This is a genomic window from Marivivens aquimaris (genome assembly GCF_015220045.1).
GTDB lineage: Bacteria > Pseudomonadota > Alphaproteobacteria > Rhodobacterales > Rhodobacteraceae > Marivivens > Marivivens aquimaris.
This window is the reverse complement of the sequence record NZ_JADBGB010000001.1, coordinates 785,078-807,029: the sequence shown is the minus strand read 5'-3', so window position 1 is coordinate 807,029 and position 21,952 is coordinate 785,078. Positions and strand designations below refer to the sequence as shown.

20 protein-coding genes are annotated in these 21,952 nt (G+C 60.8%); 8 read left to right on the top strand and 12 right to left on the bottom strand.

Annotated features, from left to right (window positions below):
- The first annotated feature begins 23 nt into the window (after window positions 1-23).
- Window positions 24-389, top strand: a complete 366-nt coding sequence (locus IF204_RS04145; protein WP_167638528.1) for a HesB/IscA family protein — start codon at window positions 24-26, stop codon at window positions 387-389.
- Between the two features lie 83 nt (window positions 390-472).
- Complete coding sequence (gene tpiA / locus IF204_RS04140) at window positions 473-1,219, top strand: triose-phosphate isomerase (RefSeq protein ID WP_194094917.1); 747 nt, start codon at window positions 473-475, stop codon at window positions 1,217-1,219.
- A 95-nt stretch (window positions 1,220-1,314) separates the two neighbouring features.
- Here the strand turns inward: tpiA and IF204_RS04135 are convergent, their stop codons facing one another.
- The 5 genes from IF204_RS04135 to IF204_RS04115 all read right to left on the bottom strand — a co-directional run bounded on the left by IF204_RS04135 (window position 1,315) and on the right by IF204_RS04115 (window position 8,154).
- Entirely contained in the window at window positions 1,315-3,129 is a 1,815-nt protein-coding gene (locus IF204_RS04135) for a TRAP transporter large permease (protein WP_194094915.1), read from the bottom strand.
- Between the two features lie 4 nt (window positions 3,130-3,133).
- Window positions 3,134-3,817, bottom strand: coding sequence for a TRAP transporter small permease (locus IF204_RS04130; RefSeq protein WP_194094914.1), 684 nt, complete (start codon window positions 3,815-3,817; stop codon window positions 3,134-3,136).
- A 97-nt stretch (window positions 3,818-3,914) separates the two neighbouring features.
- Complete coding sequence (locus IF204_RS04125; RefSeq protein WP_194094912.1) at window positions 3,915-4,919, bottom strand: DctP family TRAP transporter solute-binding subunit; 1,005 nt, start codon at window positions 4,917-4,919, stop codon at window positions 3,915-3,917.
- Between the two features lie 242 nt (window positions 4,920-5,161).
- Window positions 5,162-6,394: a sigma-54-dependent transcriptional regulator gene (locus IF204_RS04120; RefSeq protein ID WP_194094911.1), complete on the bottom strand. Its 1,233-nt coding sequence runs from the start codon at window positions 6,392-6,394 to the stop codon at window positions 5,162-5,164.
- Window positions 6,394-8,154 (bottom strand): sensor histidine kinase, encoded by a 1,761-nt coding sequence (locus IF204_RS04115; RefSeq protein ID WP_194094910.1) that lies wholly within the window; start codon window positions 8,152-8,154, stop codon window positions 6,394-6,396. The genes IF204_RS04120 and IF204_RS04115 overlap by 1 nt, the downstream gene beginning before the upstream one ends.
- 59 nt (window positions 8,155-8,213) lie before the next feature.
- Between IF204_RS04115 and IF204_RS04110 the strand changes: the two genes are divergently transcribed.
- Entirely contained in the window at window positions 8,214-9,380 is a 1,167-nt protein-coding gene (locus IF204_RS04110; RefSeq protein ID WP_194094909.1) for a cytochrome P450, read from the top strand.
- On the opposite strand, the gene IF204_RS04105 is transcribed toward IF204_RS04110, so the two are convergent.
- The 5 genes from IF204_RS04105 to argS form a co-directional block, all read right to left on the bottom strand.
- Window positions 9,377-9,571, bottom strand: a complete 195-nt coding sequence (locus IF204_RS04105; protein WP_194094908.1) for a hypothetical protein — start codon at window positions 9,569-9,571, stop codon at window positions 9,377-9,379. The two genes, IF204_RS04110 and IF204_RS04105, sit on opposite strands and share 4 nt — an antisense overlap.
- Before the next feature lie 42 nt (window positions 9,572-9,613).
- On the bottom strand, window positions 9,614-10,267 hold the full coding sequence (scpB, locus tag IF204_RS04100) for an SMC-Scp complex subunit ScpB (RefSeq protein WP_194094907.1): 654 nt from the start codon (window positions 10,265-10,267) through the stop codon (window positions 9,614-9,616).
- Entirely contained in the window at window positions 10,260-11,051 is a 792-nt protein-coding gene (locus tag IF204_RS04095) for a segregation and condensation protein A (protein WP_167638508.1), read from the bottom strand. The genes scpB and IF204_RS04095 overlap by 8 nt, the downstream gene beginning before the upstream one ends.
- 77 nt (window positions 11,052-11,128) lie before the next feature.
- Window positions 11,129-12,097 carry an SPOR domain-containing protein gene (locus IF204_RS04090; RefSeq protein ID WP_194094906.1) on the bottom strand — a complete coding sequence of 323 codons (969 nt, stop codon included), beginning with the start codon at window positions 12,095-12,097 and terminating at the stop codon, window positions 11,129-11,131.
- A gap of 70 nt (window positions 12,098-12,167) precedes the next feature.
- Window positions 12,168-13,910, bottom strand: a complete 1,743-nt coding sequence (argS, locus tag IF204_RS04085) for an arginine--tRNA ligase (RefSeq protein WP_194094904.1) — start codon at window positions 13,908-13,910, stop codon at window positions 12,168-12,170.
- 169 nt (window positions 13,911-14,079) lie between these two features.
- Here argS and IF204_RS04080 point away from each other — a divergent pair, with 169 nt between their 5' ends.
- Window positions 14,080-15,072, top strand: a complete 993-nt coding sequence (locus tag IF204_RS04080; protein WP_194094902.1) for a hypothetical protein — start codon at window positions 14,080-14,082, stop codon at window positions 15,070-15,072.
- Here the strand turns inward: IF204_RS04080 and IF204_RS04075 are convergent.
- Together IF204_RS04075 and IF204_RS04070 are read right to left on the bottom strand one after the other, a co-directional pair.
- Window positions 14,995-16,923: a cation:proton antiporter gene (locus IF204_RS04075; protein ID WP_194094900.1), complete on the bottom strand. Its 1,929-nt coding sequence runs from the start codon at window positions 16,921-16,923 to the stop codon at window positions 14,995-14,997. The genes IF204_RS04080 and IF204_RS04075 overlap by 78 nt on opposite strands.
- A complete protein-coding gene (locus tag IF204_RS04070; RefSeq protein WP_167638503.1) occupies window positions 16,913-18,088 on the bottom strand; it encodes a deoxyguanosinetriphosphate triphosphohydrolase in 1,176 nt (391 codons plus the stop codon). Before IF204_RS04070 ends, IF204_RS04075 begins: the two co-directional genes overlap by 11 nt.
- A 77-nt stretch (window positions 18,089-18,165) precedes the next feature.
- Between IF204_RS04070 and IF204_RS04065 the strand changes: the two genes are divergently transcribed.
- From IF204_RS04065 to xth, 4 genes are all read left to right on the top strand, one after another.
- Window positions 18,166-18,489, top strand: a complete 324-nt coding sequence (locus tag IF204_RS04065; protein WP_194098137.1) for a HesB/IscA family protein — start codon at window positions 18,166-18,168, stop codon at window positions 18,487-18,489.
- Window positions 18,490-18,566: 77 nt separating this feature from the next.
- Window positions 18,567-18,962: a response regulator gene (locus IF204_RS04060; RefSeq protein ID WP_194094898.1), complete on the top strand. Its 396-nt coding sequence runs from the start codon at window positions 18,567-18,569 to the stop codon at window positions 18,960-18,962.
- Between the two features lie 2 nt (window positions 18,963-18,964).
- Window positions 18,965-21,088, top strand: coding sequence for an ATP-binding protein (locus IF204_RS04055; RefSeq protein ID WP_194094896.1), 2,124 nt, complete (start codon window positions 18,965-18,967; stop codon window positions 21,086-21,088).
- Window positions 21,089-21,148: 60 nt separating this feature from the next.
- Window positions 21,149-21,931 (top strand): exodeoxyribonuclease III, encoded by a 783-nt coding sequence (xth, locus tag IF204_RS04050; RefSeq protein ID WP_194094894.1) that lies wholly within the window; start codon window positions 21,149-21,151, stop codon window positions 21,929-21,931.
- Window positions 21,932-21,952: the final 21 nt, after the last annotated feature.

Below are 21,952 nucleotides of genomic sequence, written 5' to 3'. Positions count from 1 at the left end.
ATCCGCTGCGAAGGAGACAACCGATGTTCGGCATTCCCGGCAAGCAAGCCGTGACCATGACAGACCGCGCCGCTGCGCAAATCGCCCGCCTCATGGAAAAGGGTGACCACAAAGGTCTGCGCATCGGCGTGAAAAAAGGCGGCTGCGCAGGCATGGAATACACCATGGACTACGTGGACGAATTCGACACCCATGACGAGGTCGTCGAACAGAACGGTGCGCGGATCATCATCGCGCCGATGGCGCAGATGTTCCTGTTCGGGACCGAAGTCGATTACGAGACCTCGCTGCTCGAGTCCGGCTTCAAGTTCCGCAATCCGAACGTTGTTGACGCCTGCGGATGCGGCGAATCTATCAAGTTCGATGAGAACCTAAGCGCGAAACAATAAAACGTTTTTCGTCTCACTACTGATCTTTTCGTATCAAGCGGCGCTTGTTAGTACTTCTCCGAAATTTGGAGGAGAAATCACACATGCGCCGCAAACTTGCTGCCGGTAATTGGAAAATGAACGGGACCAAAGCGTCCCTCGGCGAGATCGAAACGCTGATGGCCGAGCACGCCTCTCCGTCGGTAGATGTTTTGATCTGCCCGCCCGCGACGCTGGTCTCCGCTCTGGCGGACAAGGCCGAGGGCCACGCGCTTGCCGTGGGCGCACAAGATTGCCACGTCAATGAAAAAGGCGCTCACACGGGCGATCTGGGCGCACCGATGCTGGTGGACGCCGGCGCAAGCTATATCATCACCGGACACTCCGAGCGCCGCGCCGACCACGGCGAGAGCGACGCGGATGTACGTGCCAAATCCGAGGCGGCGATTGGGGCCGGCGCGGTGGCCGTCATTTGCATCGGCGAGACGCTGGACGAACGCGAAAGCGGTAGCACTCTGGACGTCATCGGCGGTCAGCTTGATGGTTCGGTGCCGGATAACGCGACAGGAGCAAACTCTGTGATCGCCTATGAACCCGTCTGGGCTATCGGCACGGGCAAGGTTCCAACCACCGAGCAGATCGCGGAAGTCCACGCTTTCGTCCGCTCGCGCCTGACCGAGCGCTTCGGCAACGAAGGCAACGCGTTTCGCATTCTGTACGGCGGTTCGGTCAAAGCCTCGAACGCGGACGAGATTTTCGCTGTGGCGGACGTCGATGGCGCGCTGGTCGGCGGCGCAAGCCTCAAGGCTGCGGATTTCGGTCCGATCATCACTGCGCTGGAAAACGCGTAAAGGGGGCTCTGCCCCCTACGGCCTGACGGCCTACCCCCGAGGTATTTGGGGTCAGAATGAAGAAGCGGCGCCCGATTGAGGCGCCGCTTTCGTTTTTAGTTGGTGATGATCTCCGGTCCCATCACGCTGATGGGCAGTGCCGTCGAAATCCATGGCACGTATGTGATCAGGATCAGGAAGACGAAAAGCACGGCGAGGAACGGCAGGGCCGCTTTGACCACGCGCATCATCGGCATCCCTGCAACGCCCGAGGTGACGAAGAGGTTGAGGCCGACCGGCGGGGTGATCATGCCGATTTCCATGTTCACGACCATGATGATGCCGAGGTGGATCGGGTCGATACCCAGCTCCATCGCGATCGGGAATACCAGCGGCGCAACGATCACGATGAGGCCCGAGGGCTCCATGAACTGACCCCCGATGAGCAGGATCACATTCACCACGATCAGGAAGGTGATCGGGCCAAGTCCGGCAGCCAACAGGCTTTCGGTGATGCGCTGGGGGATCTGCTCGTCGGTGAGGACGTGTTTGAGGATCAGCGCGTTGGCGATAATGAACATCAGGGTGACGGTCAGCTTACCTGCTTCGAGCAGCGTGTGCTTGGTGTCCTTGTGGACCAGCGCAGGCAGGAACATCGCGAGGTTGTCGAGGTTCGCCTTTACCACGTAGCCCACACCCTTGCGCAGGGAGTTCTCGTAGGTGCCGCCCGACTGCACGAGGCCCTCGGCAGCGCGCATCAGCGCGAAGATGAAGACCGACGCGGGCAGCAGCATGACGATCACTGCGAGGATAGTCTGGATCACCTGCATCGTAGTGTTGAGGTCCGCGTTGCCCCAGATTGAGATCAGGGTGAACACAAGCGGCAGCACGCCAGCGAGGACAATCGCACCAATTGCGAGAGACATCGCCCAGCCTTCGGCAACGGCGCGGTGCATCATGCCGCCAAGGACCGTGGCGATGATGAAGAACACGGCGCCTGCCATCAGACCGCTGGAGATCGGAGCACCGATCATGAAGGCGGCGGTGACGTAGATCAGCGTGGTGACGACGGCAAAGCCCCAGACGCGGAAGCCGAGGAGTGCTTCGCCGCGATCACCTTCTGGCACCCAAGCGGTGCCTTTGAGCGGGCCCATGTCGCGATAGATGAAGACCGCAACGAGGAACGCGTAGACCGACGCAAGTGCAGCGGCTTCGGTCGGGGTGAAGACACCGCCGTAGATACCGCCAAGGATGACCACCATCAGGAAAAGACCCCAAGACGCGTCCAGCATGGAGCCGAAGACCTCGGTCCAGCCGAGCCATTCGCCCTTGGGCAGGTTCTTGACGCGAGCGATAACGTAGATCGCGGCCATCAACATGATACCGGCCAGAAGGCCCGGAATGACGCCGGCGAGGAACATACGGCCGACCGAGACGTCCGTGGCAGAGGCGTAGACCACCATCACGATCGACGGCGGGATCAGGATGCCGAGCGTACCTGCGTTACAAATGACGCCTGCCGCGAATTCCTTGGAATAGCCCACGCGCTGCATACCTGCGATCACGATCGAACCCACAGCGACAACGGTCGCAGGGGACGAACCTGACAGCGCAGCGAAGAGCATACAGGCCAGAACGCCCGCAATCGCCAGACCGCCGCGCATATGGCCAACGGTGGCAATCGCGAAATTGATGATCCGCTTCGCCACGCCGCCCGTCGACATGAACGACGAGGCCAGAATGAAGAACGGGATCGCGAGCAGCGTGTAGTGGCCCGCCATCGCCTGATAGAGCGACTGCGCGATGGACGCGAGCGAGCTATCCGACAGCACCAGAAGGAACAGGGTCGACGCGAGGCCGAGCGAGATCGCGATCGGCACGCCGAGCATCAGCAGGCCGATAACGACCGCAAAGAGAATGACGACTTCCATTGTCTCAGACTTCCTTCTTCAGCGCGGCGCCAGCTTCTTCGACGGCGTCCTCGGCTTCGTGGGAAACGATGATGCTTTCGGCTTCGCCCGTGAACAGGCGGGCGGTGGCCTGAATGAGGCGGACGAGCATCAGCAACATGCCGAACGGCAGGATGAAATAGGGAACAAGGCGCGGCATCTTCTCGTAGGCTTCGCCCATGTTGAAGTTCGCTTCGAGCCATTCCTTGGCAAACGGGATCGGAATCTGCTCGGTTTCATACCAGCCCTGATCGCGGCTGTTGGCAAATCCGGTCGGGAACCAGCGGCCCGTGGTAGCATCAAAGCCTGCGAACGGCGCCCAGTAGTCCCATGCGCCCTTGAGCAGCAGAACCGCGTAGAGGATCGACAGCAGACCGGCGGTGATCCCAATAGCGATACGGGCCTTGCGCGGCACGGCGTTGATGAGGACATCCACACCAAGGTGCGCGGTCGTCTTGAAGCCGTAGCTGATGCCGAACAGAACCAGCCATGCAAACAGGATAAGCGTCAGCTCCAGACCCCAGATAAGTTGGGAGTTGAATGCGTAACGCAGGATAACGTTGATAAATGTGACCAGTGTCATGAGGCCCATGAGAAGAGCGATCATCGTCTCTTCGAATTCGTGGATCACACGCGCAACCGGCCCTTTCGGCTCGTATTTGTACGCCATGGTTTGTCCCCTACATCCCCGGATGTAAAAACGGCGGGCACTGTTGGCGCCCGCCGCTGTTTTCAGTGGGCCGGTCCGATCCGGCCCCGCGTTGGTCTTACTGGACCGAAGCGTTGATTTCCTGAGCGGCTGCGATGTTCTCGGCGCCTACGTCACCTTCGAACTGCTCCCAGACCGGCTTCATTGCCGTAACCCAAGCTTCACGCTGCTCCGGCGACAGTTCGCGAATGGTCGCGCCTGCGTCGAGGACAGCCTGACGGTTCTCCGCGTCAACTTCGCCGATGGCGGCGTTACGCTCGGTGGTGACTTCGTGGAAAATGGTCATGAACTGGTCACGCACATCGGCGTCGAGGCTGTCGAGCCAGTCGGTCGACGCAACAACGAGGTAGTCGAGCACACCGTGGTTGGTTTCGGTGATGCCGTCCTGAACTTCGAAGAACTTCTGGCCGTAGATGTTCGACCAGGTGTTTTCCTGACCGTCAACAACGCCGGTCTGCAGCGCGCCGTAAACTTCCGAGAAGGCCATCGGCTGCGGCGAAGCGTTCAGAGCTTCCATCTGGGCAACCAGAACGTCCGAGGTCTGTACGCGGAACTTCAGGCCTGCTGCGTCTTCCGGAGCGATCAGCGGCACGTTGGCCGAGAACTGCTTCAGACCGTTGTGCCAGAAGCCCAGACCCTGCAGGCCGCGGCGCTGCATCGAGTCCATCATAGCCTGACCGGTTTCCGACGACTGGAATGCATCAACGGCATCCATGTTCACGAACATGAACGGAAGGTCGAAGATGCGGAATTGCTTGGTGAAGGTTTCGAACTTCGACAGCGACGGAGCAGCGAGTTGAACGTCGCCCTGAAGCATGGCTTCGAGAACCTGGTCATCATTGTAGAGGGTCGAGTTCGGATAGACTTCCATGCACATGGTGCCGTCCATCTCTTCGTTGACGCGCTCCATCAGGAGGTTGGCAGCGATACCCTTCGGGTGCTTGTCGGTGTTGGTGACGTGGCTGAACTTAACGACGATCTCGCCATCATCACATGCTGCGTAAGCGCCGGTTGCGGCAACGGACAGAGCAGCAGCGGAAACTGCGAACTTCAGAAACTTCATTGGTTTCCCTCCCAAGAGTGTAGATCCGCGCTCCCTTCCTCTGGGAGCGTCTGCATCTGTTAAACTGGTAAGGGATCGGGTAGCGCAACACGGCTATGCAAATAATGCATAGAGAGCCGTTTTTCTGTTTATTTTTGGGTAGTTATACAGGGATTGGCCTGCTTAAAGAGTACCTTCGCAGGTGCGGCATGGCGGAAATCCACACAGGTGTTAGCGACAACTGTGCGAAAATCCGCACACCTTCACAGACGGTACTCTTCCGCTCGAATCCCGTGTTTGACCAGCTTGTCGTAGAACGTTTTGCGCGGCAGCTTCAGGCCCTTTGCCGCCTCGGTTGCATTACCATGATGACGCATCAACGCCGCCGAGAGAAGCGAGCGCTCGACCTGCGCTAGCTGTTCATTAAGGCCGAGCTCTTCGGCTCGCGCATCCTCGCCGTCCGACAGGCCCATCGCGAACCGCATCGCGGCGTTCATCAACGACCGCGCATTGCCCGGCCATTCTTGCGCCATCAGCTTGGCGATAACTTCCGGCGTCACTTGCGGCACCGGAAGGTCGGACTGTTCGCAAGCGATGTTCACGTAGTGGCGGAAGAGGACGGGGATATCCTCGGGCCGTTCACGCAGCGGCGGGATGCGGATCGTTGCGGCTTGCAGGCGATAGTAGAGGTCGGGCGAAAACCGCCCCTCACCCGCTTCCTTCTCCAGATCGAGGTAGGTGCCTGCAATCACACGAGGGCGGTCGTGACCTTCCATCAATTCGAGCAGCGAGAACTGTGCAGCTGGCGAAAGACGCGCAATTTCGTCAAGGAAAACCGACCCGTCAGAGCCGTCACGGAACGCCACCGCCAATGCCTCGCCTGTCATCGACGCGGCGGAGTATTTCAGGAACGGCGCGTTCGACCCCGCCGACAGAAGATGCACGACCTCCGCCATCTTTGCGGTCCCGACGCCCGGTTCGCCTGTCACGAGCACATCCGCCGAGGTGCGCGCAACGGCACGTGCGGCCTCCCGCATCTTACGCGAATGCTCGGACTGACCACGCAAGAGCCGCGCGGCGGCGTCACCGGATTCCACCTCGCGGCGGAGGCGGCGGTTCTCCAGAACGAGGTTGCGGGTCTTCAGCGCTCTCTCAACAGTGGACAGGAAGTCCTTGGGGGCGCAGGGTTTTTCCAGAAAACTGAACGCCCCGCCACTAATCCCGCGCACAGCCATCGGGATGTCGCCCTCACCGGTCAGCAGGATGACGGGCAGTTCCTTGTCCTGCAATTGCGCGTATTCGAGCAGGTGGAAACCGTCCTTCCCCGGCATCCGGATATCGCTGACGACAACGCCGTCAAAAGCCTTGGCGATGTGATCCTTCGCCTCCACGAACGAGCCTGCAAGGATCGGGTCGAGGTCCGCCAGTTCCAGCGTCTGTCCCAGCGCCTCACGCACCTCGCGGTCGTCGTCGACCAGAAGAACCCGCTTTGTCATCATGGCTCGCCCTGCTCCTTTGCAGCATCCAGTTCGATAGTAAATACCGCGCCCCCGTCGGGATGGTTTCGCCCGCGGATCGCGCCCCCGAAGCTTTGCACCAGACCGTAGGAAATCGAAAGGCCAAGGCCCATACCTTCGGCGGCGCCGACCTTTTTAGTGGAATAGAACGGATCGAAGATCTTCTCCGGCTCGTCGATACCCGGTCCATGGTCGCGGATGCTGACCACAACGCGGCTGGCGTGGACGACGTGGATTTCGACCTGCTTGGCCTCCTGCCCCTCCTGCGCGTCGATGGCGTTGGAGATGAGGTTCAGCAGCACCTGTTGGAGCCTTACCTCGCCAGCGCGCACCTTGATCGGCGCATCGAGCCCTCTCCAAGTGATCTGCGCCCGCTCGTGATGCGCCTTCGCAGCGGCCATCTCCAAGGTCGCCTCAATGGCCGATCCGAGGTCCACATCCGCCAGCGGTTCGTTCTCCTGACGGGCGAAGGCGCGCAGGTTCTTGATGATCCGTCCCATGCGGCGGGCGAGTTCGGAGATACGGTCGAGGTTCTGCGCGGCCTTCTCGGGCTTGCCGCGTTCAAGGAACATTTCGGCGTTTTCGGCAAAGGACCGGATCGCCATCAGCGGCTGGTTCAACTCGTGACTGATGCCCGCCGACATCTGACCCAAAGCGGACAATTTCCCTGCCTGAACAAGGTCATCCTGCGCTTTCTTCAACCTCGCCTCAGCGGCTTTACGTTCTTCGACCTCATGACGCAGGTCGGTCGCAACGGCCTCAAGCTCGGCAGTCCGCTCCAGCACGCGGCCTTCGAGTTTCCGGTTCGCTTCGGCCAGCGTCAGGCGGCGCAGGGTGGCAAGGTAGAGCATCGCGCCGAACGCCAGCACCAGCGCGGCTGCGGCGGCGGCTTGCAAGCCCGCGATCTGGCGGGCGGGCGAGATATCGACCAGCGCCTCCCCGACCAAGCCGACAGTCGGCAGCGGCAAGGTGATGTGCAGCGCCTCGGCTGGCAGATATCGCCCGCCGTCAATGTCCCAGACCTCGTGCCCCGCGATCTGGCGGGTGGCGTAGTTGAAGAACGGCCCGATGTCGCCCGCGCGGTAGTCGTCGGTGCTGACGGCGGAGAGGATGTCACCGGACTGCGACCGGAACACCAGCTCGGACCGGTTGGAGACGAAGACCACGCTTTCATCGTCGGTAAAGAACACCGCCGGTCTGTCGCCGCGCCACGATGCCTCGATCATCTCGATGTCGACGGTCACGGCGACCGCGCCGATCACCGGCCCGCTGCGGGAGAAAACTGGCGCGGTAAATATGAACACCCGCCGCCCGAAGCGATCGCTATAGAGGTGGTCGACCCCGAGTGCGCCGTCCATCGCCCGCTGGAAACCGGGACGGCTGTCGTCGCGCACCGCGTTGCCGCGCGCCACTGCGATTTCCTGACCGTTAATGCGGCTGATCGCGATCTCCAGCGCGCCGGTTTTGTCAGCGATGCGGGACAGCACCTCCCCCGCTGTGCCGCCACCCAAGACCCGTTCGGTCACAGGGTGGTCGACGATGAGCGAAGCCAGTTCGCGAAAGCTTTGTAATTCCGATGTCAGACGGTCGGACGCCAGCGCCAGATCGGAGCGCCCGCGCTGCGCCAATTGATCCACGCCCGAGCGGAAGCCGAACGTGTAAACCCCGCTCGCCAGAACGGCGACGAAGACAGCGAATGCCGCAAAACCGATAATCCTCTGGAAAAGATTGGAGCGCATTTCGCGAACATACAGACTGTCCCCTTGCGTTGACCAGAGCGGAGGGGCAACTTCCGCGCATGAAGCACTTCCAGCAGTCCCCGACCGACCCCGCCTTTGTCCAGAATCCCTACCCGTTTTACGACTCCGTGCGCGCGGCCGGAGACCTGTTCTACTGGGATGATTACCAGATGGTTTGCGCTGTCTCGCATGAAGCGGTTTCCGCGCTTCTGAAAGACCGCCGTCTGGGACGTGAGATCCCGCCTGAGAAGGCAACTCCGATCCCGCCGCACCTCAAACCATTCTATGATATCGAAGCGCATTCGATGCTGGAGCTGGAGGCACCGCGTCACAAACGTTTGCGGAGCCTCGTTCTGCGGGCGTTCACATCCCGCCGGATTGCGTCGCTCGCAGGTGATATCGAGGAACTGTCCAACGAACTGATCGACCGTTTCCCTGAAGGGCCGCTCGATCTGATCGATGCGTTCTGCCGCCCGATCCCTGTCGTGGTGATCTGCCGCCTGCTCGGCGTGCCAGAGGACCGCGCGGAGGATCTGCTGCGCTGGTCGAACGATATGGTGGCGATGTATCAGGCCCGCCGTACACGCGAGGTGGAAGACGCTGCTGCGAAGGCCTCGACCGAGTTCCGCGAATTCATCGTCGGCTATATCGAAGCCCGCCGCAAAGCCCCCGCGAATGACCTGCTGTCCGAACTGATCGCAGCAGAGGAGGAAGGCGAGAAGCTCTCCACCGACGAACTGGTCACGACAGTCATCCTGCTGCTCAATGCCGGTCACGAGGCGACCGTTCACACGATGGGCAATGGCGTCAAAACCATGCTGGAGCGCGGTCTGACCGAGATCAGCGATGCAAGCGTTGAAGAGATCATACGCTTCGACCCGCCGCTGCATACGTTCACGCGCTGGGTTTACGAGGACATCACTGTCTTTGGCCACGACCTGAAACGCGGCCAGATGGTCGGGTGCCTACTGGGTGCGGCTAACCGCGATCCGGCGGCCTATGCCGACCCGAACGCCTTCGATCCCGAGCGCAAAGGCCCCACGAACACCAGCTTCGGCGGCGGCATCCATTTCTGCGTCGGCGCGCCGCTGGCACGTCTGGAACTCAAGGTCGCGATGGGTGTGCTGTTCGACCGCCTGCCCGCGCTGAAGCTTGCAGGCGAGCCGCAATACGCGAACGTCTTCCACTTCCACGGGCTGGACAGTCTAATGGTGACGAAGGGCTAGAAACGGCCAAAGCGGGCGAGCAAGCGCATCGCCCGCATGCCTTTGCGCATAGTCTGGTTGATCTGCTGCGAACGTGCGCGTTCGGCGGGCGTGCGGTTCTTGTTGCCCGTCGTTTTGTTGTGAATATCGCGGATCACACCGCGACGGTTCAGCGTGCGGATGAGCAAATTAATCAGTCTGGCTAGGTCCATCGGAGCCTCCTGCCCCATGACGTAAGATCGCGCGGGCGGCGATCAATCCTCGTCGAACATTTCGACCTGATCGTCGTCATCCTCGTCCTCGTCGTCGTCCGGATTGCCCGTAACCTCACGCCCCGGCGGGAGGCGATTATCGAGAAGGCCCGCAGCGCGCAGTTCCTTGATCCCCGGCAGGTCACGCGCGCTTTCCAGCCCGAAGTGGTCGAGGAATTCTTGCGTCACGAGAAACGTCACAGGGCGACCAGGTGTCATCTTACGTCGACCGAGCTTGATCCAGTCCATCTCGATCAACTGGTCGAGCGTGCCGCGCGACACCGAGACGCCGCGGATTTCTTCGATCTCGGCGCGGGTGACGGGTTGATGGTAGGCGACGATAGCGAGCGTCTCAATAGCAGCGCGGCTCAGTTTACGAACCTCGACCGTCTCTTTCTGCATCAGATAGGCCAGATCCGGTGCGGTTCGGAAGGCCCAAGCCTCGCCCACCTTGACCAGCCGGAACCCGCGCCCTTCGTAGCGCTTTTGTAGCGTATCAATAGCCCGCCCCGGCTCGCAGCCGTGGGGCATCCGGTCGGCGAGTTCGCGCAGGGAGATCGGGTCGGCACTGGCAAAGAGGATGGCTTCAACCATGCGCTCCTGCTCACCCTCGGTCGGCGCTTCGAACAGGCTGGGGTCTTCGGTGGTGTCAGTCATCGGTCCTGTTCTTTCTGCGGATCTGGATCGGCGCGAACGTCTCGCCCTGCCGGATGTCGATGCGGCCTTCCTTGGCCAGCTCCAACGCGGCTGCAAAGGTCGCGGCGGTGGACGAACGCGTTCGCATTTTATCCTGCTCCCAACCGTCGGGCATGTATTGCGCGAGCTGCGTCCATTCGCGGGCATAGCCGATCAGCGGGCGCATCCGCTCCAGCGCACGTTCGAGCGTGTCGACATGTTCGCGATCAAACACGAACGGGCGGAAATCGTCGCGCGTGCGGATGCGGGCGTAGCCCTGCATGAGGTCGAGCAGCGTCGCGGTATAGCGCACGGTGCGGACGCGTTCGACATCCTCGGGAATGCCGCGCACGAAGAAGTCACGTCCCTTCTGGTCCCGCGCCATCAGCTTCGCTGCAGAGTCCCGCATGGCTTGCAGCCTTTCAAGCTGGAACGCGAGGTGCGCGGCAAGTTCTTCACCGGACGGGCCATCCTCGGTCGGATCGGGCGGAAGTAGAAGGCGCGATTTCAGGAACGCCAGCCATGACGCCATCACGAGGTAATCGGCGGCAAGCTCCAGACGCAACTCGCGGGCTTTTTCGACAAAAGCGAGGTATTGTTCGGCCAGCGCGAGCATCGAAATCTGCCGCAGGTCGACCTTTTGCGTGCGTGCCAGCGTCAGCAGAAGGTCGAGCGGGCCTTCGAACGATCCGACGTCCACAATGAGCGCTTCCGCCGCGATGCGGTCGGAGACGCTCATTTTATCTTCTTCGAAAAGATCGGACATAACGACCCTTGTTCCGCCAACGCCTCAGGTTCCGCATCCCGCGCGCGGATGTCAACGGTCAGGCGGTCAGCGCGGCCCTAGCGGACGACGACAGGGACGCAATCGGGGCCTTCCGCCTGAATGGCAGCACAGAAACGGCGTGCATCGGATAGATCGGTAAAGTTCGCAGCGCGCAGACGGTAGAACGTCTTGCCCGCGCGTTCGGCCTGAAGGATCAGGCGCTCCTTACCGGCTAGCAATTCGGGATACCGCTGGTTGAAGGTCACCCACTCTTGCGCCGCAACTTCAGGCGCATCGAAAGCACCAAGCTGCGCGAGGTTCGTGCCGACGGGGATCGGGGTCGTGGTGACGTTCGCGTCAGTGGGCAGATCAGCAGCAGGCATCGGGCGGCGCGCTGCAGCGGCCAGCGTACCCGGACGCATGATCGGGCGCGGTGCATCGCGCACACCAGGAACAGAGGCGGGAACGATGTCGGCGATAATCTCGCTCGACACGCCATTCACTGCGGTCGCCACAGGCGGAGTATCGGTTTCGATCTTCACGAGCGGAGAGATACCGGCAGCCAGCGCATCGGCCAGCGCGGCAATCGCATCGTCAGGCACTTCGCCCTCCTCGGACGGCAGCGCGATTTCGCGAACTTCGGGAGCGGGCGAATTGGCATCGACACCTTCGGCGAGGACTTCGCCCTGCTCTGCCGTGGGCATGGCGCGCAGGTCGTCCATGGTCAGGCCGACAGTCGGCGGTGCCAGATAAAGGGTCGAGGAGGTTTCGGGCGCAACGGCACCGCCAAGGCCCGCGATCGCATTGACCGACAGGCCCTTGTGCGGCGCGATATCGCCTTCGGGATCGGCGGGAGCGATGCGCATCGGGCCTTCGGTGGCTCGCACCACCGGAACGCCCTGCGCATCTTTCTGGACAAGCTGGTAGCCCCAGACGCCGATTACGACGACAAGGGCCACGGAGGACAAGGCACCGACCTTACTCAGAATTTGACTTACATTCGGAGTCCGCCCTTGGGGCGCATTCAGGTCGGAATACGTCGCCATCTTTACCTCATTGCGCCCACGCGCAATGACGGGGCTTCATCGGGGTTGCCTGCTCGGCCGGCGGCGTGCGTTATCGCATCTCTTTCGCCGGTACGACGCCCAAGATACCCAAGCCCGATGCAATAACAACCTCTACTGCACGGATGAGCGCAATTTTCGCTTGCGATGCGGCAATGTTGTCATCCTGCAAGAAACGCAGGGAGGTATCGTCGTTCCCCTTGTTCCACAGACCGTGGAATTCCGACGCCAGTTCATAAAGGTAGAACGCGATGCGGTGAGGCTCCTGCCCCTTCGCTGCGATCTCCACCAGACGCGGCCATTCGGCCAGCTTTTTGGCAACGGCGGTTTCCGCTTCGCTCGACGCTAGGTTCAGGTCGGCAGCTTGCAGCGCGGCGTCCGAGACGTCGATGCCAGCGTCCTTGGCCTTACCCACGACCGAGTTGATACGGGCGTTGGCGTACTGCACGTAGAAGACGGGGTTGTCCTTCGACTGTTCGAGCACCTTGTCGAAGTCGAAGTCCAGCGGCGCGTCGTTCTTGCGGGTCAGCATGTGGAAACGGGTCACGTCGGCACCGGCCTGCTCGACCACGTCGCGCAGGGTAACAAAGGTGCCCGCACGCTTCGACATCTTGAACGGCTCGCCGTTCTTGAACAGCTTCACCAGCTGGATCAGCTTGATATCGAGCGGAACGCGGTTGTTCGACAGCGCCGAAACGGCCGCCTTCATACGCTTCACGTAGCCACCGTGGTCGGCACCGAAGATGTCGATCAGCATATCGAAACCGCGTTCGCACTTGTCATAGTGGTAGGCGATGTCGGGGGCGAAATAGGTCCACGAGCCGTCCGACTTCTTTACCGGACGGTCGACGTCATCGCCAAATTCCGACGACTTGAAGAGGGTCTGCTCGCGCGGTTCCCAGTCTTCCGGCACCTTGCCCTTCGGCGGCTCCAGAACGCCTTCGTAGATCAGGCCGTCGCCGCGCAGCTTTTCGATGGCACTTTCGATCTTGCCGGTGCCGTAGAGTGCTTTCTCCGACGAGAAGACATCCATCTTCACGCCCAGCGACGCAAGGTCGCCGCGGATCATGTCCATCATCGCTTCAGTCGCGATTTCGCGGATTTCCGGCAGCCATTCGGCTTCGGGCTTATCGAGGAGGCTGTCGCCGAACTTCTCTTTCACCGCCTCACCGACCGGAATGAGATAATCACCCGGATAGAGACCTTCGGCAATCTCCGGCTCCAGACCGTTTGCCTCGCGGTAACGCTCGAACGCCGAACGCGCCAGAACGTCGACCTGCGCGCCGCCATCGTTGATGTAGTATTCACGGGTCACATCGTAGCCTGCATAGGCCAGCAGCGACGCCAGCGCGTCACCGAAAACGGCGCCGCGGGTATGGCCAACGTGCATCGGGCCGGTCGGGTTTGCCGACACGTATTCGACGTTGACCTTCTTGCCCTTGCCAAGTTCCGATTGGCCGTAGCCACTATCTGCGAGCGCGGTTTTCACGACACCCTGCCACACCGAGCCATCGAGGCGCATGTTCAGGAAACCAGGACCGGCAACTTCGGCGATGGTGATACGCGGATCAGCGAGCAGCTTGGCAGCAAGCGCTTCAGCGATCTGACGCGGGTTCATCTTGGCAGGCTTGGCAAGAACCATCGCGGCGTTGGTCGCCATGTCACCGTGAAGCGGATCACGGGGCGGCTCTACTGCGACGTTCTGAAAGTCCAGCCCTTCGGGAAGCGCACCTTCGGCGACCAAGGCATCGAGGCAATCCACCACGAGCGCACGGATATCGGAAAACAGGTTCATTTCTTTATCTCTCTGGAGTTCGCGGCGGGTTTAACACGGCAAACCATAACGTCAACGGTCACGGACCGGATTACCCCCCTTGTATTAGGTCGCCGGTTCGCCTGATGGTAGTAGAGTAATGAGTCGTATATCGTTGATTTTTGTTGGTCTCTGCGCCTTTTGCGCCGTCATGCAGGTACTTTACCTGCAAATCCACTTGGATTGGCAACAGCCCGTCCTTCAGGCCATTTCCGCGCATAGCGCCGGTCAAGCGGGCCTCCGTGGTATCCTTTCGGGCTTTCTGAGCGAAACGGGCGCGTTGCTGATCATGGCAGTTGCGGCGTTCGTCGCATCCGTCGCTGCCGACAACGGCTCGCCGTCAGGGCGATATTGGGCGATCGGGTCGTGGATTGCTGCGGTCATCTTCGTGATCGTCATCGCGTGGCAAGCCAGCGCCCTGCTCAATCCCGATGCTTTCGGCCCGCGGCTGAACCACCTACTCAAAGTCATGGACCGCGCCGAGGAATACTGCCGCGCGCTCGGTTTGGCGCTGCTGCTCTTGGCTTCCACGTCGATGATCTGCATCTCCCCGCCCTACCGCATCGGGGCGAACATCCTCGTTGCGACGATCTTCGGGGCGATGGCACTTTACACCTACTTTTTCTTCCGCACGCCACTGGACCTCGCGATGATCGTCTTTGCGGTGCCCGAGATCATCCTGCTCACCCTTCTTGCCATCGTGACCGTCGATCCGCATCGCCGTGACGAGCCGCACCTGATCATCGGTGTCGCGCTTATGCTTATGGCGGGGCTTGGTGCAGATGCGGTAGGGATGGCGGCAATGCGCTCGGCTCAGGTGCCCAGCGGATATACGGTTGTGACGCACCACTTTGCCCAGCAGGCGTTCGCGCTGCTTGCGTTCTTTGCGGGCTGGTCGCTGCAATCGACGAACTACAAGCACGATGGCAAGCTCTGGCTGCACGCCATCGCGCTATCGATCGTGATTATGTTCTGGGCCTATCCGATTTTCGGCGGCGGGTCAGAGGCTATTGTTGCGATGGACGGCGCGCCTGATTTCAGCGCGCCGAGCAATCTTCACTATAACTTAGGACTTTGCGGTATGATCGTTCTGATCCTTTGGGGCCTTGCCATTCCGTTCACCGGCTCCCGCGCGGTCAGGTAGGTCCTCAGGCAAGTGAGGACGCTTCTTGCTTGCCTCGCCTTCCAACGTCCCCGGCGGCAGCATGGAGATGAGCTGGACACCGGCCGACGCTTTGACCTGTTCGTCCTTGCGGACAAAGATCGGCCCCTCTCCCGCAGGGACAAAACCGATCACATGGGCATCGGGACGGCGACCGCGCCAGTCTTCGAATGTGAACTCCTCGCTCAGTTTGGTCACGCGGAAGGTCCAGCCCTCTTCGATCATATCGTCGAGCGCACGGCGGGTCTTCTCCGGACCGAACTGCATACCGCCCAGCGTGGTCGGCAGCGTGTAGTTTGCAATCTCGCTCTTTTCTCGCTGCACTTGATAGGTCTGGTTGCGGCCAAATTCAGGGCCAAGGTCAGTGGCGACCAGCGTGTTGTAGGCATCGTTGTCAGTTGCGGCGACAACAGTCTGGTAGCCCACCCATTCAAGACGGTCTTCCGCCGCTTCGGACAGAATATCGCCCATGAACGTCGGCAGACCCGCGGTACGTGCGAGCCGCAGGTTCACGTGGTTCGGATCGGCAACAAGCACCGGAACGCCAGCGCGGTCGATGGCCTCGCCCAGTGCGGTCGTCCAGCGCGAACCGCCAACGACGATGACGCCAGCAGCCCCCGACCCCGACAGACCGAGCGCACGTGCAAGCGGGCCAAGCGTGAAGCCGTGGAGGACAACGGTCGCGGCCACCAGCGCAAAGGCCAGCGGTCCGACAAGCGCGCCGTCTTCGAGGCCCATCGACTGAAGGCGCTCGCCAAAGAGGCCGGCAACAGCCACAAGAACAACGCCGCGCGGACCGGTCAGGGCAACGAGAACACGCTCTTTCATCGGCACGCCCGAAAACGCCAGCGAAGTCATGACCGTCAGAGGACGCGCTATCAGGATCACCGAGAGAATGAACAGCAGCGCCGTCCAATCGAGACGCGCGAGCGTGTCGAAGTCGAGGTTTGCCGCCAGCAGGATAAACACGCCCGAGACCAGGAGGATGGTCGCGTGTTCCTTGAAGCGGCGCAGCTCTTCGTAGGATTGCAGCTTGGCGTTGGCGACGACAACACCCATCAGGGTCACAGCGAGCAGACCGCTTTCGTGCAGCAGCGTCTCGGAGACAGCGAAGCAGCCCAGCAGCACGGTGAACAGCACCGGCACCTTCATGTATTCGGGCACATAGGCGCGGCGGAAGGCCAGTGCGATACCAAAGCCGCAGGCGAGCCCGAAAACGATCGCAAAGCCGAGGCCCATGATGAAGCCCATCGTCGCACCGTCCGCTTCGGCAGCGGAGTGACGGACAACGACAAATTCAAACGCGAGAACGGCAGCCAAAGCGCCGATGGGATCGTTCAGGATCGCTTCCCATTGCAGAAGGTTCGCGGGGCGTTTTTGCAGACGAGCCGTGCGCAGCAGAGGCGCGATAACAGTTGGCCCTGTCACGATCATGATGCCGCCGAACACCGCCGACGTTTCCCAATCAAGCCCTGCCGCGTAGTGCAGCGCGATAGCGGACGTCAGCCAGCCGAGCGGCGCGCCGATGAACACCAGCCGCCTTACACCCGTCGCCGCATCCGACAACGACCGCTTGTTCAGGGTCATCCCGCCTTCGAACAGAATGATGGCCACCGCGACAGAGATCATCGGGCTCATGAGCGGCCCGATGTCCCTTGAGGGGTCGAAAATGCCCGTGGCGGGTCCGACGATCAGACCGGCGGCCAGCATCAGTACGATGGCGGGCAGCCTCAGTCTCCAAGCCAGCCATTGCGAGCCGACGCCAAGCGCACCAACCAGTGCAAAGGCCATGATAGGCGTCATCGCCTCCGCAGCAGCGTTCTCAACCGACATTCGTGACCCGAGTCCTTTCGATAATATCCGAGCCCGTAAGGCGCGCATGTTCCTGGATCGCAAAGCGGTCCGTCATGCCGGAGATATAGTCGCAGACGATGCGGGCAAGTTCCGTTTCGCTCTGAACTTCGGCCACGTCCTTGCGCCACTGCTTTGGCAGATGCGTCGGATCGGCCATGAACAGCGGAAACAGGTCTTTGACAGCCGCCGTGACGTGCTTGCGCATTTCAACCACAGCGGGGTGGCGATACATGCGGTGGAACAGGAATTTGCGGATGACTTTGAGGTCTTCCCACAGTGCCGGGCTGAACTGGACCATCATCCGGCCCGCGTGACGGACCTCCTCGACCGAAGCTGCGTCGAGCTCCTTGAGGTTCTTCGAGCTGACCGCAATCACGTCCTCGACGAGGATGCCGAAGAAGCGGCGCAGCGCCTCGTGGCGGCGGCGGTAGTAGTTGAGACCGGGGTACTTGCGATCCACTTCCGCCCAGCATTCATGGAGGATCGGCAAATCCGCCAGCTCGTCCGTGCTGAACAGCTCGGCCCGCAGACCGTCGTGCAGATCGTGGTTATTGTATGCGATGTCATCGGACAGCGCGGCGACCTGCGCCTCGGCGCTGGCGTGGGTGTGAAGCTCCAGATCCTGCTTTTTGTTGTAGGCTTCCAGCGCCCACGGAATGTCGCCCGTGACGGGTCCGTTGTGCTTTGCGATGCCTTCGAGCGTTTCCCACGTCAGGTTGAGCCCGTCGAAATCGGCATAGTGCCGTTCGAGGCTGGTCACGATCCGGATCGCCTGAGCGTTGTGATCGAAGCCGCCATAGGGCGCCATTAATTCATGAAGCGCATCTTCACCTGTGTGACCGAACGGCGGGTGGCCAAGGTCGTGCGCAAGAGCGACCGCTTCGGTCAGTTCCTGATTAAGGCCGAGCGTGCCCGCGATCGTACGCCCGACCTGCCCAACTTCGATCGAGTGTGTGAGACGTGTGCGGAAATAATCGCCCTCGTGTTCGATGAAAACTTGCGTCTTGTGCTTGAGCCTGCGGAAAGAGCTGGCATGAATGATGCGGTCCCTGTCACGCTGGAATGGCGAGCGGAAATGGCTCTCTTCTTCGGGATAAAGACGTCCCCGCGTTTTCGTGGGATCGGTTGCATAGGGCGCGACCATGTGAATTGCCCTGCCTTGTTGTGTCTGCCTTTGGTTTCTATATTGGCAATGTAGCTCTACTAATAGGCCTGAAAATGCTGAATGTTCCCCCGACCGTCACGCCGCGCGCCTTCGACAGGCTTGCAGAGATCGGTGCCGCCTCTCAGGGCAAGGCATTGCGCGTTGCCGTCTCGGGCGGCGGCTGCTCCGGCTTCCAGTACGAGATCACCCTCGACGCGCCGGTTGACGATGACCTCGTCCTTGAAAAAGACGGAGAGAAAGTCGTGGTCGACGCGACCTCCCTGCCGTTCCTCGCAGGAGCGACCATCGATTTCACCGACGAACTGATCGGCGCGCGCTTTGCGATCGACAACCCGAACGCCTCTTCGTCGTGCGGTTGTGGCACCTCATTCTCGATCTAAACCTAGAAGAAAATTAACGTGTAAATTTTACCCTAGTGGCGCTAGCCAAAGGTATTTTTTTGACGTACCGTTCGACTATGGCACATATCCTCTTAGTCGACGACGATCAAACATTTCTTGATACCGCTTCCGAAGCCATTCAGGCGCTCGGCCATACGACGTCTTGCGCTACGAACCAGTTCGACGCGGTCGAGATGGTGGAACCCGGCGTCTTCAACCTCGCCTTTGTGGATGTCATCATGCCGGGCGGTGGTGCGATCACGGCCGTCAATCTGCTAAAAGAAAAAGATCAGGATCTGCCGATCATCGCGATGACCGGTATGTGGACCGTGCGCAGTTCGCCGGTCATGCAGGTCGGCCTGCATAATGCCGCCGCCAAGATCGAGAAAACGTATCGGCTCGCTGAGCTAGACGAGTTGATTACCAAATACGCCAGTTCGTCCGAAACCGCGGCATCGATTTCAGCGAACTAAACATGGCAGCACTGGCGACCGACCCGCGCAGGATCAGGAACACCGCTTGGCGTCGCGTCTGGATTGGTCTTTCCGGTACACTGCTGCTCGTCCTTTTGCTCGACGGTTTTGTCCAGCTTCCTGGACGTGTGCGCGAAACCCGCGAAATTGCGACTGCGCACCAGACGCTTGTAGAAACCATGCTCATTCTGGAGCAGGAAATCGGCTACGGCGGCTTTATCCACAACTTCAAGAACGCCGCCTTACGTCCTGAAAGTAGAACAGAATATATCGCCGCAACTCGCTCGAACGCTGTCAGCGTCAAAGCCGCGCTGACGAAGCTAGCCGAGATCTCGAGCGTTGATCAGACCTTGCTCAATGATGTCCGCAGGACGTTTGACCAATACTTCGCCAAGCTGCCGATTGTGGCGAATGGCGACTCTCTGACGCCCGACGAACTCGACGATCTGATCCGCGTCCGCGACGATGAAGCAGTGGCCGCACTCCGCGTCTTTGCCGATCAGGCCGTCTACAGTCTGCGGGACCGTGAAGAGCAGGTTTTCGACAACTTTCAGTCCTATCTGACCCGCCTCTTCATCGAAACCGTTCTGCTGATCGCAGCTCTTGCAGCCCTCGCGCTGACGGAGCGGTCGCACCTCCGCCTGAACCTCGAACTTGCGGCCAGTGCGGAACGCGACGGCGATTTGCGGAGCCTGATCGAGCTTTCCGACATGGGGATCGTGGTGCTGGACAAGGATCGCAACGTCCTCCACACGAACGGAACGGCACGCTCGTTCATCAGCGCCCCTGCCCGCACCGGCGATGCGCTGCTGGCAGATCTGGCTGACCGCGCCGCTGACGAAAGCTCCGTTCAGGTCCTCAACCGCCTGCGCGAAATGCGTTCGATCCCTCAGGAAACCGTGCGCTTCAAATCGGACGACGGCACCATCCGCTACGTGATCATTGGAGCGCAGGTCATTCGCGAAGACGGCAAGGCACGCGGCTACATGATTAGCCTGCGGGACGAAACCTCGACCGTTATCGCCCGCACGCGTATCGGCAACGCGCACCGCTTTGAGACTCTCGGTCGGATGACCGGCGGCCTGCTGCACGACTTCCGCAAAATGCTGGTTACCTCGCTGCTGGCCTTGGAAACGTTCGGCGTGAAGTCTAAGTCCGACGATCCGTTGCTGCAAAGCGCGACGAAATCGCTAGTAGGCGGCGAGCAAATCCTGAAACGCCTCGTTAAAATGGCGGCCGGCGATACGCTGGAAGACGACCCTGCGGATGTCGGAGAAGTGCTCGAAGACCTGCGCATTCTGACGGTTCCGATGATCGGCACCGCCGCAAAGCTGCAAATCATCCAGCCGAATTTCGACCGCACGACGCTCGTGCCGCAATCCGAACTGCTGGACGTGCTGGTGAACCTTGTGATGAATGCGCTCGAAGCGATGGAGCACGAAGGCAAACTGGACGGCAACGTCACCGTTTCGGTCGAACAATCGCATGGACTTTTGGGATCACCCGCTGTCACCTTCATCGTGGCGGACGATGGTCCGGGCATGACAGACAAACAGATCGCCGCTGTGCTGTCCCCCCGCCCCCATGCAGGCAACAAAGCCGACTCGATGGGCTTCGGCCTATTGAACCTCCGCGCTGTAGCAGCCCAGTCGGGCGGCGAGATGCAGATCGCCCGCAACGGCACACGCGGCCTGCGTGTCAGCCTGACGGTTCCAACGCGCGACGGCCGCTACGATCAGGAAATGACCGGCGGCTTCGGCCCGCTGCTTGTTACGCGTTCCATCGTGATCTGCGATCCGAACCGCATCCGCCATCACGTGCTTGTCGATGGTATGCGCCGCGCAGGTGCGAATGTGATTGAAACCCGTAGCGCCATTGAGACCGAGCAGGTCCTCGATAGCAACGACATCGACTTTGTCATCCTCGACCCCAACTTCGAAGCCGAAGACACTGTCAGCAGCCTTGTCCGAAAGGCGAAGATGGCCAAAGTGCCGATCATTTTCCTCAGCACCCGCCGCGATGCGATGGATATGGCCAATGATTGCGTAGACCTCGGCCATCCCGACGGTGGCGAAAGACTGCTCGAAGCGATCCGCCGCGCGGTGGTCAAGCGGATGAACCTCTGAATTCTGCCTTGCACCCTGCGGCCAACCACTGGACAAAGGGCCAAGCAGCAGGAGACGGGCATGAAGATCGCAACCTTCAACATCAATGGTATCAAAGCGCGTTTCGAGCGCCTGACGGACTGGCTTGAGAACAGCAAGCCCGACGTGGCCATCCTGCAAGAGATCAAATCGGTCGACGAGAACTTCCCTCGCGAGCATTTCGAGGACATGGGCTACCGCGTCGAAACCCACGGTCAGAAGAGCTTTAACGGGGTTGCGATCCTGTCCCGCCTGCCGCTTGAGGACGTCACCCGCGGCCTGCCAGGCGATGACGAGGATGAACAGGCCCGCTGGATCGAGGCGACGGTGATCGGCGACAAGGAAGCAGTGAAGATCTGCGGCCTCTACCTGCCCAATGGCAACCCCGTTCCCGGTCCGAAGTACGAGTACAAACTCGCTTGGATGGAGCGGATGCGCCTACGTGCGCAGGAGCTTTTGCAGGACGAAATGCCGATGCTGATGGCCGGCGACTACAACATCATTCCGCAGGCCGAAGACGCCGCACGGCCCGACGCGTGGCGCGAAGATGCGCTGTTCCGCCCCGAAAGCCGCGCCGCGTTCCGCAAAATCCTGAACCTCGGCTTTACCGAAGCGTTCCGCTCGCGAGTGCGGGGCGGCGGCCACTATTCGTTCTGGGATTATCAGGCGGGCGCTTGGAACAAGAACGACGGCATTCGCATCGACCACTTCCTGATGTCGGCGCAATGCGCTGATCTGATGCAAGATTGCTGGATCGAAAAGGACGAGCGGGCGAAGGAAAAGCCGTCGGACCACGTGCCGGTCTGGGTCGAACTCGACGCCTAAGGCCCAAATAAAATTACCCCC

Excerpts from the sequence above, each read along its gene's own strand:
- IF204_RS04125 (WP_194094912.1), bottom strand. The coding sequence starts at position 4,919 with ATGAAGTTTCTGAAGTTCGCAGTTTCCGCTGCTGCTCTGTCCGTTGCC.
- IF204_RS04110 (WP_194094909.1), top strand. The coding sequence starts at position 8,214 with ATGAAGCACTTCCAGCAGTCCCCGACCGACCCCGCCTTTGTCCAGAAT.
- IF204_RS04075 (WP_194094900.1), bottom strand. The coding sequence starts at position 16,923 with ATGTCGGTTGAGAACGCTGCTGCGGAGGCGATGACGCCTATCATGGCC.
- IF204_RS04135 (WP_194094915.1), bottom strand. The coding sequence starts at position 3,129 with ATGGAAGTCGTCATTCTCTTTGCGGTCGTTATCGGCCTGCTGATGCTC.
- IF204_RS04105 (WP_194094908.1), bottom strand. The coding sequence starts at position 9,571 with ATGGACCTAGCCAGACTGATTAATTTGCTCATCCGCACGCTGAACCGT.
- IF204_RS04120 (WP_194094911.1), bottom strand. The coding sequence starts at position 6,394 with ATGACAAAGCGGGTTCTTCTGGTCGACGACGACCGCGAGGTGCGTGAG.
- IF204_RS04060 (WP_194094898.1), top strand. The coding sequence starts at position 18,567 with ATGGCACATATCCTCTTAGTCGACGACGATCAAACATTTCTTGATACC.
- IF204_RS04070 (WP_167638503.1), bottom strand. The coding sequence starts at position 18,088 with ATGGTCGCGCCCTATGCAACCGATCCCACGAAAACGCGGGGACGTCTT.
- tpiA (WP_194094917.1), top strand. The coding sequence starts at position 473 with ATGCGCCGCAAACTTGCTGCCGGTAATTGGAAAATGAACGGGACCAAA.
- IF204_RS04055 (WP_194094896.1), top strand. The coding sequence starts at position 18,965 with ATGGCAGCACTGGCGACCGACCCGCGCAGGATCAGGAACACCGCTTGG.
- IF204_RS04145 (WP_167638528.1), top strand. The coding sequence starts at position 24 with ATGTTCGGCATTCCCGGCAAGCAAGCCGTGACCATGACAGACCGCGCC.
- IF204_RS04090 (WP_194094906.1), bottom strand. The coding sequence starts at position 12,097 with ATGGCGACGTATTCCGACCTGAATGCGCCCCAAGGGCGGACTCCGAAT.
- IF204_RS04080 (WP_194094902.1), top strand. The coding sequence starts at position 14,080 with ATGCAGGTACTTTACCTGCAAATCCACTTGGATTGGCAACAGCCCGTC.
- xth (WP_194094894.1), top strand. The coding sequence starts at position 21,149 with ATGAAGATCGCAACCTTCAACATCAATGGTATCAAAGCGCGTTTCGAG.
- scpB (WP_194094907.1), bottom strand. The coding sequence starts at position 10,267 with ATGACTGACACCACCGAAGACCCCAGCCTGTTCGAAGCGCCGACCGAG.
- argS (WP_194094904.1), bottom strand. The coding sequence starts at position 13,910 with ATGAACCTGTTTTCCGATATCCGTGCGCTCGTGGTGGATTGCCTCGAT.
- IF204_RS04115 (WP_194094910.1), bottom strand. The coding sequence starts at position 8,154 with ATGCGCTCCAATCTTTTCCAGAGGATTATCGGTTTTGCGGCATTCGCT.
- IF204_RS04095 (WP_167638508.1), bottom strand. The coding sequence starts at position 11,051 with ATGTCCGATCTTTTCGAAGAAGATAAAATGAGCGTCTCCGACCGCATC.
- IF204_RS04130 (WP_194094914.1), bottom strand. The coding sequence starts at position 3,817 with ATGGCGTACAAATACGAGCCGAAAGGGCCGGTTGCGCGTGTGATCCAC.